A 15681-nucleotide genomic window follows, 5' to 3' on the forward strand; every position below is an offset into this window, starting at 1 on the left:
CAAAATCCAATAATAATGAATTACCATCCCCTATTGTTTTAAGAAAATCATTAAAGAATTATTATGACAATAATATAATTTATGCAAAGCACCATATCAATCCTGCATGCAGGAATGCAATCCAAAATTATGGATAAACCCTGTGGATGCAAAGAATCCTGGAATAGAATATGAAAACATTGTAAAGCTTAAATCAAAAACTGGTGAAATTGACATGGTGGCAAAAATTACAGAGGATGTTCTTCCAGGCGTTGTATTCGCACACATGCATAATCCAAAAATAAACCATAGAATAACTGTAACTACGGGCCTGCAAAGAAATTCTATGAAAAAAGGAACTTTATGGAATATAAATTTCTTGAGTATATAAAGAAAAATTGTTTAACTCATTAAACCGTTAATACAATGCCGTGAGCCGGGATTGAACCAGCGACCTCCAGATCTTCAGTCTGGCGCTCTCCCAACTGAGCTATCACGGCCTAAAAGTGTAAGAAAGGTATGACTTATTTTTATTAAAAGGTTTTTGTTTTCATTTATAGCCAATATTTTTTGCAATGTAAATGTTTATATATTATAATTATAATACACATCTAATGTTTGGTAAAGTGTCTAATGCTGCAACCATGTTGTTCTTTTTGGGTTTGCAGAGCGGACACTAACCTTAAAACATTAGTTAATTTTTAAGGTGGTGTTTTTATGGGCTATGACATAGATAGTATGGATTCTAACGCGATTTTTAATATTGGTATGTACAGCAGGGAAGGTTTTTCCAGCACTGGCAGGAAAATCACCGTTTTTGATACCACATTAAGGGATGGAGAGCAGAGCCCTGGCATTAAATTCTCTCCAGAAGAAAAACATAAAATTGCATACATGCTTGAGGATATGGGTGTTGACATTATTGAGGCAGGATTCCCTGCTGTTTCATCAGAGGAGTTTAATATAATAAAATCCATAAACTCCACAGCAAACAGGGCAAAAATATGTGCCCTTTCAAGATGCAACGATGGAGACATATATTCTGCAATAAATTCAGGTGTTAATTATATACATATATTTATAGCGACGTCAGATATTCATTTAAAAAACAAACTAAAGATTTCCAGGGAGGAAGCATTAAAAAAAATTGAACATTCAATTAATATAGCAAAGGATGCCGGTTTATATGTTGAATTTTCTGCAGAGGATGCAACCAGAACTGATATGGACTTTCTTATAAGAGCATTTAAAACAGCAGAAGTAAGTGGTGCCAATAAGGTAAACATACCAGATACTGTGGGCATAATGAATCCAATTTCCATGAGAAATATTGTTTCAAGGATCAAGCAAAATATAGATATACCTGTAAGCGTCCACTGCCATAACGATTTTGGACTTGCAACGGCAAACACCATATTCGGTGTGGAGGGTGGTGCAAGTCAGGTGCAGGTGACAGTAAATGGCATTGGTGAGAGGGCAGGAAATGCCTCCCTTGAGGAAGTAGTAACAGGATTAGCCGCCTTCATGAATGCAAAAACAAACATAGATTTTTCTAAGATTTATAATATATCCCAGGCAGTATCAAGATTTAGTGGCATGGAAATACAAAAAAATAAGGCAATAGTCGGTGAAAATGCATTCTCGCATGAGGCAGGAATACACGTGAATGGAATAATAAATTCTCCTGCAACCTATGAGGCCATAAATCCAGAATTTGTAGGCAGGCAGAGGACAATAGTTATTGGAAAGCATTCTGGCAGATCATCCATAGAATGGATTTTAAACAAAAATGGAATAAAATGTTCTGAGGATGAGGTTAAATACATACTTGAAGAAATAAAATCATACAATGGCAAGGAGGCATTTGATGAGGACAGGGTTATAAATCTTGCCAGAAATATTATAAAAATTAGGGGTGATTAATTATGGGTAAAACTGCGGTTGAAAAGGTTTTCAGCAAAAAATCCCACACGGATTCTTATGCCGGGGACTATGTTGTTGCAGATGTTGATTATGTTATGGTTAATGATATTACCGGGCCCATTGCAGTGGATGCTTTTAATTCCATAGGAAATGCACCCGTCAGGGATAAAATAGTGATTATCCCGGATCATTTTGTACCACCCAAGGATATTAAATCTGCAATACAGTACAGAAAGGTAAAGGATTTTGCGCTAAATAATGGAATTGAGAATTTTTTTGACATAGGCAATGGCGGGGTATGCCATCAGGTTATGATGGAAAAGGGCTTTGCAGCACCCGGAAGGCTTATTGCCGGTGCAGATTCACATACAAATACATACGGTGCATTATCCTCAATATCTGTTGGAATAGGCAGCACTGAGGCAGGTGTAATTTTTGCCACAGGAAAAATGTGGTTTAAGGTTCCTGAAACAATAAAAATAAACATTAATGGAAAACTAAAAAAGGGAGTTGAGGGTAAGGATGTTGCATTAAAGGTTTTATCAATTACAGGTCATGATGGTGCAACATACAAATGCATGGAATTTTCCGGTACTGCAATTTCTTCATTACCTGTTAATGAACGCATGACAATAGCAAATATGACAACCGAGGCGGGGGCAAAATGTTCATTCTTCGATACAGATGATAAAACAATAGAATACCTTAATAAACGGGTTCGCGGTGATTATGAAATAGTTAAATCTGACGCCGACGCACATTATGAATCCATAATTAATATCGACGCAGATGATATCGAGCCCTCAGTTGCAGTACCAAACTCTCCGGCAAATGTTAAACCATTATCGGAGGTTAGGGTTGAAATAGACCAGGCATACATAGGGTCGTGCACAAATGGCAGAATAGAGGATATTAGAAAGGCTGCAGAAATTTTAAAGGGTAGAAAAATTAACAAAAGGGTTAGACTAATGGTGGTTCCAGCAAGCCAGGAGGTCTATAATCAGGCCCTAAGGGAGGGATTAATAGATATAATAGTAAATGCCGGAGGTTATTTTTCAGGCACAACATGCGGTGCATGCCTTGGTGGTTATATGGGTGTTCTTGGACCCGGGGAGGTTTGCATTTCAAGCACAAACCGCAATTTTATAGGCAGAATGGGCGATAAAACCTCAAAGGTTTATTTAGCTAACCCCAGTGTTGTGGCTGCCTCGGCAATATTAGGCAGAATAGCATCGCCGGAGGAGATTTAAATGAATGACAGGATAACAGGAAATGTATGGGTTCTTGGAGACGATATAGATACTGATCAGATTATACCGGCCAGGTATCTGGTTACATCTGATGAGAAAGAACTTGCCAAGCACTTTATGGAATACACAGACCCCGAACTTGCCGGAAAAATAAAGCCAGGGGATGTAATTATCGCAGGCAAAAATTTTGGGTCAGGTTCAAGCAGGGAACATGCGGTTTTAACCATAAAGGGCCTTGGCATATCATGTGTAATAGCTGAGAGCTTTGCCAGGATATTTTTTAGAAATGCAATAAACCTTGGAATGCCATTAATAGAGGCAAAAATCAATGCAAATTCCGGTGATAAAATATCGATAGATTTCAATGATAGCGTTATATTAATTAATAATAAAAAATATACATTTAAAAAATATCCAGATTTTCTAAAAAATATAATAAATGCTGGTGGGTTAATAAATTATGTGAGGGAATATAAATGGTAGACGTTGCGGTTATTCCAGGAGATGGTATAGGTAAGGAAATTATACCTGAGGTTTGCCGGGTTATAAATAATATAAACGATGAAATCAATTTTATATATTATGATATATCATCTGAGAGATACTTAAATAAGGGTATTACAGTAACAGATAATGAAATCTCAGAATTAAAATCATACAGGGCAATTCTTTTTGGGGCCATTGGCGATTTTAGAATTAAGCCTGGTATAATGGAGCAGGAGGTTATATTGAGACTTAGAAAAGATCTGGACCTTTATATGAACATTAGGCCTGTTATGTCAATGCCAAATGTGTCTAAATATAATAATCTAAACATAACAATATACCGCGAAAATAAGGAGGATTTTTACTCATTAATAAACGGCACCCTTGATAATGATATGGAATTTAGGCACTCTGATGCACTAAATAATTATGATATTAAAATATCTGGAACATCTAATGATAAACTTAATTATAATCTTGGAATACTTACAGAAAAAAATATAACAAGATTCTTCAGGAAGGCATATGAATTAATTGAAGATGATAACATTGTGATAACAGATAAGGCAAACGCAATATCAATGTATCTTTTCTGGAGGGAAATTGCAAAAAATGAATCATCAAAATTTAATAAAAATATAAAATTCGAATATGCCGATTCACTTGCGTACAATATTATCTTACATCCTGAAAAATATAAGCACATTATTGCACCAAATCTTTATGGCGACATTCTCTCAGACATGACATCTGCACTTGCAGGAAGTTTGGGATATGCTGCCAGTGGAAATATTGGCGATAAAAATGCAATGTTTGAACCTGTTCATGGTAGCGCACCTGATATTGCCGGGAAGGGAATAGCAAATCCCATTGCCGGAGTATTATCAGGGTCAATGCTTCTGGATTATCTTGGATATAAAAAGGATGCACAAAGAATTAAGAACATCATTAACCAAATGCTTCAAAATAAAATAATTCCAGTGGAATCTGGAGGAAATGCCGGAACACATGACATCATAAAATATATATTAAATGAAAAATATGAAATAAATAATTAAATTTTTATTTACATATCTGTTTAAAAAATATTAAGGATTTAACCCAATTTCTATCATATACAAAACAACATGTATCAAAAACGACATTTAATGAAACAAAACGTCCCATTTAATCACATATATGAAAAATTGCTTTTTATTCACACCATCCTTCACAGGAGTTTAAAAATTATTACATAATTACGTTATTTAATTCATATTTGTGACAAAAAGGTTAATATATTATGATATTATATTATAATAAGTGAGTTAACATGACTAAATTACTAGTTTTGGGTGGAAGATTTGCAGGGTTAACAGCTGCTTATACCGCAAAGAGGCTTTTAGGAGATAAAATAGATGTTACATTGATAAATAACACACCATATGCGGCCTTCAGGCCCGGGATGCCACATGTGGCCATAGGTGTATCAACAGCTGAAGAGCTTGAGGTTGATCTGGCAACAGCATTACCGGCAAAGGGAATTAAATTCATACTTGGTACGGTTACAAAAATTGATGCTAAAAAGAATAAGGTAGAATATGAACTTCCAAGCAAGGAAAAGAAGGAAGCATCCTATGATTACCTTGTTGTTGCCTTTGGAGCAAAGCTTGGAATAGAACACATCAAGGGCTGGGAAGAATATGGAAACAGCGTATGTGAGCCACAGTATGCAACAGCATTACATGAGAAGCTTGAAAACTGGAAGGGAGGAAACATAGCAATTGGATCCGGAGTATTTTATCAGGGCACATTAACACCAAGGGGTAAGTATCCAAAGAACTGGGCATCAGTGGCAGACTCAGCATGTGAGGGCCCAATATTTGAGCTCTCCTTAATGGTTCCGGCATTCCTTAAAAAGAAGGGACTTTTAGACAAAACACACATAACAATATTCTCACCGGGAGAGGAGATACTTACAGATATAGCAAAGGAATCAAGGAGCGTCGTAAAAAGCCTATTTGCCCAGGCTGGATTTGATATGGTATGGAACTTCAAGTTAAAGGAAATTAAGAAGGATGAAATAGTGGATGAGAGCGGAAAGACAATAAAAGCCGATCTTGCAATAATACTGCCACCATATGAAAAGAACGACGCCGTTGCAAACTCAACACCTGATTTATTTGATGACGGCGGGTTCATACCAACCGATGAGCACATGAGGTCAGTAACATACCCCAATGTATATGCATGTGGTGATGCAAACCAGGTCACAGTTCCCAAGCTGGGATTCCTTGCAGTGCAGACATCCAGGATTGCAATGGAAGATCTTGCAAACAGGCTTGGTGTGCCAACAAAGCAGGAGGAATATGCACCTGAGGTGGTATGTATAGCAGATAACCCGCTGGAGGGCTTTGCCATAGCAGTAAATGATACAACATTCTATGGCGGGGATGAAAAGATAGCACAGCCCTCACCCACAAACCATATAAAGAAGGAATTATTTACCAAATACTTTATGTGGACAAATGGAGATATGGCATTGGATAAATATCTCGCAAGCTGGTGATAAGACATGATGACTGAGGATGAGCAGCTGGAAAAATTGATGAAACCAGAATATATATCCAGCCTGACAAGGCTGATAGAGCTGGTTAAAAAACTGGACAACATGGGTTTCCTGGATGTTATATCCGGAATACTCAGCGATGAAGATACAATGAAAACAATCTTTGGCCTTATAACCAGCGATGATGTTCTATCATTGACAACAAAATCTGATTCAATAATGGCAATGTTAAAGATCATTTCAGAACAGAAAAACATTAAGGCACTTTCAAACCTGCTTGAAATCATCACTGTAATGCAGGGCAAGGGATTATTAGACCCGATTATGGGCATACTGAATGACGATGAATCAATGGGTGCAGTTATGGGATTAATATCAAACGACTTCACAATGAATTTAATAATGAACAATAAATTAATATTAAACTCCCTTGGAACACTTGACCTCAGCGTAACACCACACTATGTAAATATGATAAAGGCAATAGAAAACGCAATTAAGAATGAAACTGTAACACCCGTTGGTGGCATGATGGGAACACTGCATGCCATGAAGGACGAGGATACCCAGAAGGGTCTTGGAATTGTGTTCTCAATTCTCAAAAGTTTGGGTAAAACCTGCTCTAACGAGTTTAACTGCGCCAAAAAATAACTTTAATTTTTTTTAAATTTGTTTATATATTTATTCTACAATTCAAATTTCTTATATATTTTAAAAATATTATGTTTTATAGCTCCGTGGTGTAGCGGCCAAGCATACCGGACTTTGGATCCGATGACGGCAGTTCAAATCTGCCCGGAGCTGTTTATGATAAGGGTTATCGGAAGAAATAAAATTGAGGAAAGTATTTCATCACCATGCGTTGTAAGGGAACTTTATAGTATGTTTAAAATAAATCCGGATGAGTATGTTGTTCTTGTAAATGGGGATCCGGTAACTGACGATGAAATTATAAAGCCAGACGATAACGTTGTTTTGCTTGAGGTTTTTTCTGGTGGATAAGTTAATCAAAGAAAATATTTTTTTTATAAAACTTTTTAAGAACATCATACTGTGTATTTTTATCCACGTCAATTACATGTATTTTATTTTTTAATGGATTTAAATGCCGGCCTATATCAATTTTTTTCAACTCTGTTTCAAAAATTTTTGAAAAATCGGTATTCTCATTTTTTATATCGACATATAGCCTGTTTCCATTAATATATGGGCCCCTTAGAAGGCGGTCATTATTCATCCATATTTTAATAAACTTTATAACCTCATTAGAATCAGCAGGAGGACCTGAATGTATAAGCATATCAGGAGGTTTTTCCCTCTCATATTCAATTAATATCTCTATTTTATTATTAACAAGGATCTCTGATGATACAGGCCTGTATCCATATTTGTCAAATATTCCAAAAAGTTTATTCTTAAATCTAACTGCCTGTGGATATATTATATCATCAATAACATCAGGTCTTTCCATGGTAAAAATTTTCATATATGTGCCGCGATCCTTTATGTTATTGTTATTTAAACTGCCTAATGGTAAATTCTCTGGAGTTTCAAGATAAAGTTTTGAAGCAATCTCCATACGTGCCAGATTTTCCAGGCTTACAGCTGCAGCGGCGTTCCTTGTTGTATCAACAGGGTCTATTATTATAACCGGTTCAGGGAATTTTTTTTCAAGCGATTTATCATCAGGAATTAAAAATCTGCCCTTATTTTCTGCAAATTTTTTTAAAACATTTATAAACGATCCAAGATTAATAACCATTATTTCACATAAATATCCTGAGAAACCCGATTTTGAAATTTCTGAACCATATACATTAACCTGCTTCATAAAAATTTTTAATTTTCTTATGTCATTCCTTATGTTTTCATTTGAATTTTCATTTACAAACTTTGTGTGCAGTGGTGTTCTATCAACAGTGGATTCTATTCTTTCTCCTGGGTTCATCTTATATGCAGGAACAATATCCACCTTTATATTATCAATATGCCCTGATACATATGGGTGTTCAGCATATTTTTCAATTCCATCCTGAAGAATTTTATGGCCCAGTTTAAGGCCGGTATTCTCCATGAATTCCTTATCATATTTCTTGTTAAAAAGTATGAAAATGTCTATATCACTGCACTTTAAATTTGTATCCTTGGATACAGATCCAACCTCCACAGCCTCTGCATCAATTTTTAATTTACTGCACTCATCATTTAAACTTTTAATTATATTACTGGCTACCAATTTAAGTTTTTTATTTTCCTCGTCTGAGGGACTGTACTGATCAAGCAATTTTTTTAAATCCAGCATATCTAGTTCTGAAGATCAATAATGGCCTGTGCAGGTTCTCCATCAGCCTTTTTTAAAGCCTCAATTGCCTTTTCCCTTGAAACCTTGGCCTGTTCCATAACAAGTTTTATATCATCCTCGTTAAATCCCTGACTTTCAGTTTTTGTTTTTTCAACCTCCTTCATCGTGCCAAGAACCTGAAATGTTCTCTGGCCCTGGGCCTCTATCATTGTAACCCTTGCATTCTCAATTACATAATCCTTATCTGTTCCTCTAAAAACAACCTCCTTTACGTCATTCATTTCCGTGGATTTTATTCCCATTTGGGACATCATCCTTTTAAGCTCTCTTGGGTTCATAAATATTAAATAATAATTACTTTAATTAATTTTTATGTTTTTGTATTGCATCGTTATATTTATTTTATTAATTATATATATAATTTTATTTTTTTAGGAATCATTATTTATTTTGCCAAAATGCTAATAAATAATCATAAAAATATATATCACATAAGTGTATATGGCTATATGCAGGATGAAGAGGCCGTTTTAGAAAGGCTTAAAAAGGAAGGTATTGAATTTTTGCAGCTGCAGTTTACTGATCTTATGGGCAATGTTAAATCACTAACTGTCCCAAAAAATAGGTTTGAGGACGTAATATATAATGGCATAATGTTTGATGGCAGTTCAATTCTTGGATTTAAAGAAATTCAGAATTCAGATATGAAGGCAGTACCTGAACTCTCATCTTATATACTTTTAAGCAATGAAAATTATGCAGGTAAAACTGTAAGATTTGTTTGCAAGATTTTTAATCCAGATGGAACAAGATTTGAGGGGGACCCAAGGTATATACTTGAAAGGCAGGTTGAAAGACTGGCAAAGGAAAATAAAACATATTATGTTGGTCCTGAGCTTGAATATTTTATTTTTGAACAGGACGAGGATGGAAATCCAACAGTATATCCAAGCGACCTTGGTGGATATTTTGACCGCGAACCCCTTGATAAATCCTTTACTGTAAAACAGGAAATACTTCAAAAACTTGAGGCTGTAAATTATTATCCAGAGGCATCACACCATGAGGTGGCATACGGTCAGCACGAGATTGATGTTAAATATTCCACAGCAGTTGAAATGGCCGACAGGATAATTATAATAAAAAGCATAGTCAAAGAAACAGCCAATGCCTATGGATACCATGCCACTTTCATGCCAAAGCCCATCAAGGGAATAAACGGCAATGGAATGCATGTACATCAGAGCATATTTTCAGGTGATGAAAACCTGTTTTACGATGAAAGAAATAAATATGGTCTCAGTGAGTATGCAATGCACTACCTTGGTGGAATTCTCCAGTATGTACCAGGTGCAGCACCGGTACTGGCATCAACAGTAAACTCATATAAAAGGTTAATACCTGGATTTGAGGCGCCTGTATATATTGCATGGGCAAATAAAAATAGGAGCGCACTTATAAGGGTACCGCATGCAAGCCCCAAGGGCAAGAGAATGGAATTAAGATTCCCGGATTCTGCAGGAAATCAGTACCTGCAATTTGCAGTAATCCTTGGCATGGGCCTTGAGGGAATAGAGAATAAGATAGAACCACCAGAACCCGTTGAAAAGAATATCTTTGAAATGAGCCGTGAGGAAAGAATTAAAAACGGTATAAAGTCGATGCCAGGGTCTCTTGGTCAGGCACTGGATGCATTCAGGGAAAGCACACTTATGAAAAAGATCCTTGGGGATTTCATGTATGATGAGTTTCTGAAGGCAAAGGAGAAGGAATGGGAGGATTTCAGATCACACGTTACAGACTGGGAAATTAAAAAATATTTAGATCTTTATTGAATTACATTTATATTTATATTTTCACCGCTGGTTATTTTTATGTTATTTATATGCATTAAATTTTTTATTATGTAACCATATCTGCCTATTTTTTCTGAATCTCCAGTAATATTTAATGAATCTATCGGTGCTGCCATTGATATTTTTAGGCTGCTTTTTAGTGCCCTGATACTATTTATAACAGAAATTATGTAATCTATATCATTTTCCTCATTAAATAGGTATTTATCATCATATTCCGGATATTTTTCAAGGGCTATGCTTATCGAATCAGGATGTATTTCGTGATATAATTCCTCTGTTATAAATGGCATAATTGGTGAGTACATTTTTAAAACATTTTCCATTATAAGGTAAGAAACTGCAATATTCTCATTTCTGTATTCCTCATTATCATTTTTGATAATTTCAAGGTAATTGTCACAGTAGTTGCTCCAGAAGAATTTATCGAGTGCGCTTCTTGCCTTCATAACCTCATATGCATCCATGTATCCTGTTACTTCCCTGACAGTTTTTTCATATTTGGACATTATCCACTTATTTACCGGAGATTTTATTATATTAATATCTCCCTGTATTTTTCCACCTGATATTATTTTTAGAAGATTTAATGAATTATAAAGCTTGATAACAGTTTTTTTGCCCCTTACAAGATCCTGCTCCCTTAATTTTATATTTTCACCAGGCATTGTGGTTGAACCCCAGAATCTGAGCGCATCAGCACCATATTTCTCTATTATATCCTTTGGCTCCACTATATTTCCCTTGCTTTTACTCATTTTCTGTCCAAAAGGGTCATAAACATTGCCGCTTATTGCAATTTTTTTCCACGGTATTTTATTGTAATGCAGGTAGGATCTTAATATGGTTGTAAATGCCCATGATGTAATAATGTCATGCCCCTGAAACCTGACATCCATTGGATACATATCCATGGAATTTATATGCGTTAAATATAACGTTGGGCTTATTGAAGATGTGGCCCAGGTATCCATAACATCCCTTTCAGGCTGAACATCATCAGAACCGCAGGCGGGGCATTTAATATTTTTATTTACAAGCCTGGGGTCCACAGGCAGATCCTTTTCATCTGCATAAATTATTGTTCCGCATTTATTGCAGTACCATACAGGAAATGGTATGCCAAAATACCTCTGCCTTGAGATGCACCAGTCCCATCTAAGTCCATTTACCCAGTTATCATACCTGGTTTTCATGTATTCCGGTATCCATTCTATTTTATCTCCAAATTCTAATAACTCCTTTTTTATATCCAGGTCTTTTATGTACCATTGTTTGCTTATACCTATTTCTATTGGGGTTCCACATCTTTCATGCGTATTTACTGAATGTTTAATTTTTTCTATTTTTATTATATAATTATTTTTTTTCAGCTCTTCAATAATTCTCTTTCTTGCTTCTTTAATCCCAATATTATCTAAATACCTTGAATCATTAAGTTTATCGTTCTTTAATATTATGCGTGAATCCAGATTATACTTCCTCCAGAGTTCAAGATCATTCTGATCACCAAAGGTACAAAGCATTTCTGCACCAGTACCGAAATTCATGTCTATTGATTCATCTGACATTACCGGAACCTCATTGCCATAGAGCGGCACCTTTATTTTTTTTCCAATTATATTCTTATACCTTTCATCACCGGGATTAACAAACACAGCCACACAGGCACCAAGCATTTCCGGCCTTGTTGTTGCAATTTCTATCCCATCAAAATTAACGTAAACAAGGTCCGTATCTATAATTGCATCCTTCATCTCTATCTGTGAAATGGCAGTTTTACATGTTGGACATCTTATATACGGCGCCTCAGCCCTGTAAGCCCTTCCAGATCTGGCAAGATCCAGAAATAACTTCTGGGACATTTTCATTGAAAAATCAGATGATGTGTCTATATAATCGTTAAATGATGCACTGAGGCCTATTGAGTACCATGCATCTGCAAGTTCAAGCTCTGCCTTTTTGCTCTCCTCCTTGCATATTTCTATATAATCACCTAATGGTGTATTTTCTATTGTAACATTCCTTGTTTTCTCCACGTATCTTTCTGTTGGTAAACCATTGTCATCAAATCCCCATGGATAAAATACATTGTAACCCTTCATTCTTTTATATCTGGCTATGAAATCCTGGTGTGGATAGGAATAAGCATGTCCAAGGTGCATTTTACCCGAGACCGTTGGTGGTGGTGTATCTATTGAAAAATTTTTATCGCCCTTTGTAAATTTAAAAACATTATTTTTTTTCCAGTAATCCCTCCATTTATTTTCCATGGATACTATGTCAAGCATATAAACTAAATCATTATCTTAATTAAATATCTTTTTAACGAATACCAATGAAGGGTGGCAAAAATATAATATAAATATAAACTTCTATAAAGTCTTATAGAAATATTTAAATAAAACTTTGTAATTAACTTTTTGGAGGTGTTCTCTATGGTTGATGATGTAATTATGGAAAAGAAAGCATCTGCCAAAAAGGACGCCGGCTATGGTATAGAGGAAAAGGATGTTGAAACATATACCATGCAGAATCTTAAGGGCATAGCCAAAGAAATAAGCATGACATGGAAATCCCATGGATTTACCATCGGGGATGTTAAGGGATTTATGCCATACTTAATGGCTGAAATATTTAACCAGTCTGGAGAAACGGATAATGAAATACTAGAATATATTGACACATACTTCAGGCCATCAGTTCTGGACTACCTTTACAGAATAAAAAACTCCAGAAAAATTGATGTATTTGGAAATTAAAACTAACTTTCAACTATTTTTTTAATTTTTTTAATAAAATCATTTATATTACTGTAAATAAATTTTTCATTTTCCCTTAATACATCATCCATTTTTTTGGTATCCAAATGATCCGTTTCTGCCTCTGGTATATAATCCTGTAGCTGAATGCCATTTCTTATCTTATTTCCAGTATCTTTATAGGCCTCCTTCCAGTTTTGTGTTTTATTGAACTCCAGTCTTGAATTATATGTTGCATATGTTGTATTTTTAATCATATTAATTGCTTTTTCTGAATCAAATTCAATACCATTAAAAAGTGCGGGCATGCCATTTAAAATAATTTTTAAATCTATTAAAAACGGGATGAATTCATCCTTAATTATTTGAAAATCCCTGTGATATCCTGGCGTTTTATTTATGGTGGTAGAATAAATCAATGATGCTAGAGAAATGGATCTGGAGACATAGCCCTGAAAAATTTCAAGAAAGTCTGGATTAACCTTATTCGGCATTAATGAGCTGCCCGTGACATATCCCGGTGGAAGCCTTATTATGCCCATCTCGTCACCTGAAAATATTATCAAATCCTGAAAAATTCTTGATATGTCTATAAGAAACTGATTTAATACAGATATTATATTTATGTATGTATCAATATACCTGGTTGATTCAAACAGCGGGTTCCTAATATTTTTTTTCATGCCAATGTATGATGCAACCTCACCAAAATCAACACCGGATACAGAACCAAATCCAGAACCATATCCCAGTGGTAATTCCAGAAGATCATTAAAAACATCATTAAGCCTGTAAAATGCTGATGTAAATATTTCTGATATATAATTAAGATATGTTGAATACCTTATGGGCATGGCCTGCCTAAAATGTGTGTATCCCGGTAAAACCCCATCCTGCCTTATATTATTTATTACCTTTACAGTTTCAAGAATGCTTTTCTGGAATGATAATAAAGTTTCCATTGCAAAAAAATTAAAATCTGTGTGCACCTGCTCATTTCTTGACATAAACATTCTAAGATTCCTGCCAGCCTCTCCAGCATTTTCAATTATATAATATTCCATATTGCCATGAACATCCTCCAGGGATTCATTTAGTTTTATGCCATCCTCATAGGCCTTTATGAGTGCAATGAATATTTTCTTTGCATCCTCTTTTTTTATTATTCCATGATTGTATAAATAAAAATTATACATTAATAGATGCAGTGCCTCATACCTTACCAGATAGGCATCTACATTTATGTCCTTTTTAACCATAAAATCATAGGCGCTGTTATCACCCTCTGATGCAGCGCTTCCTGACCATATCTTCATTCAATCACTTTTAGGGTTTTTTTCCTTGCAGCAGACCCAAGCACGGTATTATTTTTATAAATATCTATGAACCCCTTAGCAGAGTCCTGTTTAAATATGCTGTTGTCATAGCTGACTGTATCATAGTCGTATAGAGAATATTCACTATCGATGGTTTTTAATGATATATTGCCCTTATACAGGCCAAGCTTGATTTCTCCCTCTATGTATTTGTTAATGCTCTGCTCAAATGCATTAATATGCTCCATAACCGGATCATACCAGAGACCGTTATAAACATTGTTTGACCACTGAAAATCCATATAATTTTTAATGTCTGCCTCGTTTTTATTTAATATTAGCGATTCAAAAATTTTATGCGCTTTTAATATTAACACAGCAGCGGGGCACTCATATATCTCATGGCTTTTAATTCCTGTTACCCTGTTCTCTATATGATTTATAAAACCTATTCCATTCTCACCGGCAATTTTGTTTAACCTCTCAGTAATCTCCTTTAAACTATAATGTACACCGTTTATTGCACTCGGAATTCCATTTTTAAACTCAAGAGATAGCTCTGTTTCAATGTCTGGCGCATTTTTCGGCGGTGTTACCCACTCATAAACATCGTCCTCAACAGGATTGGTAAGTTTTTCAAGGTTTGAGCCCTCTATTGACCTACCCCAGAGATTCTCATCAACAGAATACTTGCCACCGTATGTAATATTTATGCCATGTGATTTTGCATATGCTATTTCATCGGGCCTGTTCATATTCCAGTCCCTAACCGGTGCAATTACATCAATATTATTATTTAAAGCTTTAATTGTCACCTCAAACCTTACCTGGTCATTACCCTTACCGGTTGACCCGTGTGCTATTGTACTGCAGCCATATTCCTCTGCATATTTAACGGCCTTCTCAGCCATTAGCGGCCTTGCAATTGCAGTTGAAAGCGGGTAATCGCCATAAAAGCCATCTGCATATATCTCCTTTTTAATGTATTTTTCAGCAAATTCATTTTTAACATCCTCGACTATAGCATCTGAAACACCAAGTGAAATTGCCTTTTCCTTTATCTCATCAAGGTTACTGTTTCCTATGTTCAATGTTAATGTCACAACCTCCTTTTTTAAATTTTCCTGTATCCATTTTGCCATGACAGATGTATCTAATCCTCCTGAATATAATAATAATACTTTCTCCATAGGAATAAAAATATTGTTTTTATTCCTATGGAGAAAGTATTATTATTATATTCAGGAGGATAATAATAA

Annotated in this window: 15 protein-coding genes and 2 tRNA genes; 11 read left to right on the top strand and 6 right to left on the bottom strand. The window is 35.3% G+C overall.

Annotation, left to right across the window (positions count from 1 at the left end; translation table 11 throughout):
• Nucleotides 1-106 precede the first annotated feature (106 nt).
• On the top strand, nucleotides 107-370 hold the full coding sequence (locus AOG54_RS03275; protein ID WP_048102062.1) for a molybdopterin dinucleotide binding domain-containing protein: 264 nt from the start codon (nucleotides 107-109) through the stop codon (nucleotides 368-370).
• A 36-nt stretch (nucleotides 371-406) separates the two neighbouring features.
• Here the strand turns inward: AOG54_RS03275 and AOG54_RS03280 are convergent.
• Nucleotides 407-479, bottom strand: a tRNA-Phe gene (locus AOG54_RS03280).
• Between the two features lie 217 nt (nucleotides 480-696).
• Between AOG54_RS03280 and AOG54_RS03285 the strand changes: the two genes are divergently transcribed.
• From AOG54_RS03285 to AOG54_RS03320, 8 genes are all read left to right on the top strand, one after another.
• Entirely contained in the window at nucleotides 697-1902 is a 1206-nt protein-coding gene (locus AOG54_RS03285) for a homocitrate synthase family protein (RefSeq protein WP_236688980.1), read from the top strand.
• A 2-nt stretch (nucleotides 1903-1904) separates the two neighbouring features.
• Complete coding sequence (locus tag AOG54_RS03290) at nucleotides 1905-3152, top strand: 3-isopropylmalate dehydratase large subunit (RefSeq protein ID WP_048102064.1); 1248 nt, start codon at nucleotides 1905-1907, stop codon at nucleotides 3150-3152.
• A complete protein-coding gene (locus tag AOG54_RS03295; protein WP_048102065.1) occupies nucleotides 3153-3635 on the top strand; it encodes a 3-isopropylmalate dehydratase small subunit in 483 nt (160 codons plus the stop codon).
• Nucleotides 3629-4696, top strand: coding sequence for an isocitrate/isopropylmalate family dehydrogenase (locus AOG54_RS03300; protein WP_048102066.1), 1068 nt, complete (start codon nucleotides 3629-3631; stop codon nucleotides 4694-4696). Before AOG54_RS03295 ends, AOG54_RS03300 begins: the two co-directional genes overlap by 7 nt.
• 254 nt (nucleotides 4697-4950) lie before the next feature.
• Complete coding sequence (locus tag AOG54_RS03305) at nucleotides 4951-6186, top strand: NAD(P)/FAD-dependent oxidoreductase (protein WP_054963864.1); 1236 nt, start codon at nucleotides 4951-4953, stop codon at nucleotides 6184-6186.
• A gap of 6 nt (nucleotides 6187-6192) precedes the next feature.
• A complete protein-coding gene (locus AOG54_RS03310) occupies nucleotides 6193-6837 on the top strand; it encodes a DUF1641 domain-containing protein (protein WP_048102068.1) in 645 nt (214 codons plus the stop codon).
• 80 nt (nucleotides 6838-6917) lie between these two features.
• Nucleotides 6918-6990, top strand: a tRNA-Gln gene (locus tag AOG54_RS03315).
• A 3-nt stretch (nucleotides 6991-6993) separates the two neighbouring features.
• Nucleotides 6994-7188: a MoaD/ThiS family protein gene (locus AOG54_RS03320; RefSeq protein WP_055032412.1), complete on the top strand. Its 195-nt coding sequence runs from the start codon at nucleotides 6994-6996 to the stop codon at nucleotides 7186-7188.
• A 1-nt stretch (nucleotide 7189) separates the two neighbouring features.
• Here the strand turns inward: AOG54_RS03320 and cca are convergent, their stop codons facing one another.
• Complete coding sequence (cca, locus tag AOG54_RS03325) at nucleotides 7190-8488, bottom strand: CCA tRNA nucleotidyltransferase (protein WP_048102070.1); 1299 nt, start codon at nucleotides 8486-8488, stop codon at nucleotides 7190-7192.
• A gap of 2 nt (nucleotides 8489-8490) precedes the next feature.
• Nucleotides 8491-8826, bottom strand: coding sequence for a nascent polypeptide-associated complex protein (locus tag AOG54_RS03330; protein WP_048102071.1), 336 nt, complete (start codon nucleotides 8824-8826; stop codon nucleotides 8491-8493).
• Nucleotides 8827-8997: 171 nt separating this feature from the next.
• Between AOG54_RS03330 and glnA the strand changes: the two genes are divergently transcribed.
• Entirely contained in the window at nucleotides 8998-10323 is a 1326-nt protein-coding gene (glnA, locus tag AOG54_RS03335; RefSeq protein WP_048102187.1) for a type I glutamate--ammonia ligase, read from the top strand.
• On the opposite strand, the gene AOG54_RS03340 is transcribed toward glnA, so the two are convergent.
• Nucleotides 10317-12635, bottom strand: coding sequence for a valine--tRNA ligase (locus AOG54_RS03340; protein ID WP_048102072.1), 2319 nt, complete (start codon nucleotides 12633-12635; stop codon nucleotides 10317-10319). The genes glnA and AOG54_RS03340 overlap by 7 nt on opposite strands.
• Before the next feature lie 147 nt (nucleotides 12636-12782).
• Here AOG54_RS03340 and AOG54_RS03345 point away from each other — a divergent pair, with 147 nt between their 5' ends.
• Nucleotides 12783-13106, top strand: coding sequence for a hypothetical protein (locus AOG54_RS03345; protein WP_048102073.1), 324 nt, complete (start codon nucleotides 12783-12785; stop codon nucleotides 13104-13106).
• Nucleotides 13107-13108: 2 nt separating this feature from the next.
• Here AOG54_RS03345 and AOG54_RS03350 read toward each other — a convergent pair whose 3' ends face one another.
• Together AOG54_RS03350 and AOG54_RS03355 are read right to left on the bottom strand one after the other, a co-directional pair.
• The gene (locus AOG54_RS03350; protein ID WP_048102074.1) at nucleotides 13109-14422 is read right to left on the bottom strand and encodes a lyase family protein; all 1314 of its coding nucleotides are present in this window, start codon (nucleotides 14420-14422) and stop codon (nucleotides 13109-13111) included.
• Nucleotides 14419-15612 (bottom strand): argininosuccinate synthase, encoded by a 1194-nt coding sequence (locus AOG54_RS03355; RefSeq protein ID WP_048102075.1) that lies wholly within the window; start codon nucleotides 15610-15612, stop codon nucleotides 14419-14421. Before AOG54_RS03355 ends, AOG54_RS03350 begins: the two co-directional genes overlap by 4 nt.
• Nucleotides 15613-15681 lie beyond the last annotated feature (69 nt).

Origin of the sequence: Acidiplasma aeolicum (assembly GCF_001402945.1) — an archaeon.
GTDB lineage: Archaea > Thermoplasmatota > Thermoplasmata > Thermoplasmatales > Thermoplasmataceae > Acidiplasma > Acidiplasma aeolicum.

Coding starts and splice junctions, on each gene's coding strand:
- AOG54_RS03310 (WP_048102068.1), top strand. CDS start 6,193: ATGATGACTGAGGATGAGCAGCTGGAAAAATTGATGAAACCAGAATAT.
- AOG54_RS03320 (WP_055032412.1), top strand. CDS start 6,994: ATGATAAGGGTTATCGGAAGAAATAAAATTGAGGAAAGTATTTCATCA.
- AOG54_RS03340 (WP_048102072.1), bottom strand. CDS start 12,635: ATGCTTGACATAGTATCCATGGAAAATAAATGGAGGGATTACTGGAAA.
- AOG54_RS03330 (WP_048102071.1), bottom strand. CDS start 8,826: ATGAACCCAAGAGAGCTTAAAAGGATGATGTCCCAAATGGGAATAAAA.
- AOG54_RS03355 (WP_048102075.1), bottom strand. CDS start 15,612: ATGGAGAAAGTATTATTATTATATTCAGGAGGATTAGATACATCTGTC.
- AOG54_RS03275 (WP_048102062.1), top strand. CDS start 107: ATGCAGGAATGCAATCCAAAATTATGGATAAACCCTGTGGATGCAAAG.
- cca (WP_048102070.1), bottom strand. CDS start 8,488: ATGCTGGATTTAAAAAAATTGCTTGATCAGTACAGTCCCTCAGACGAG.
- AOG54_RS03295 (WP_048102065.1), top strand. CDS start 3,153: ATGAATGACAGGATAACAGGAAATGTATGGGTTCTTGGAGACGATATA.
- AOG54_RS03345 (WP_048102073.1), top strand. CDS start 12,783: ATGGTTGATGATGTAATTATGGAAAAGAAAGCATCTGCCAAAAAGGAC.
- AOG54_RS03290 (WP_048102064.1), top strand. CDS start 1,905: ATGGGTAAAACTGCGGTTGAAAAGGTTTTCAGCAAAAAATCCCACACG.
- AOG54_RS03305 (WP_054963864.1), top strand. CDS start 4,951: ATGACTAAATTACTAGTTTTGGGTGGAAGATTTGCAGGGTTAACAGCT.
- AOG54_RS03285 (WP_236688980.1), top strand. CDS start 697: ATGGGCTATGACATAGATAGTATGGATTCTAACGCGATTTTTAATATT.
- AOG54_RS03300 (WP_048102066.1), top strand. CDS start 3,629: ATGGTAGACGTTGCGGTTATTCCAGGAGATGGTATAGGTAAGGAAATT.
- glnA (WP_048102187.1), top strand. CDS start 8,998: ATGCAGGATGAAGAGGCCGTTTTAGAAAGGCTTAAAAAGGAAGGTATT.
- AOG54_RS03350 (WP_048102074.1), bottom strand. CDS start 14,422: ATGAAGATATGGTCAGGAAGCGCTGCATCAGAGGGTGATAACAGCGCC.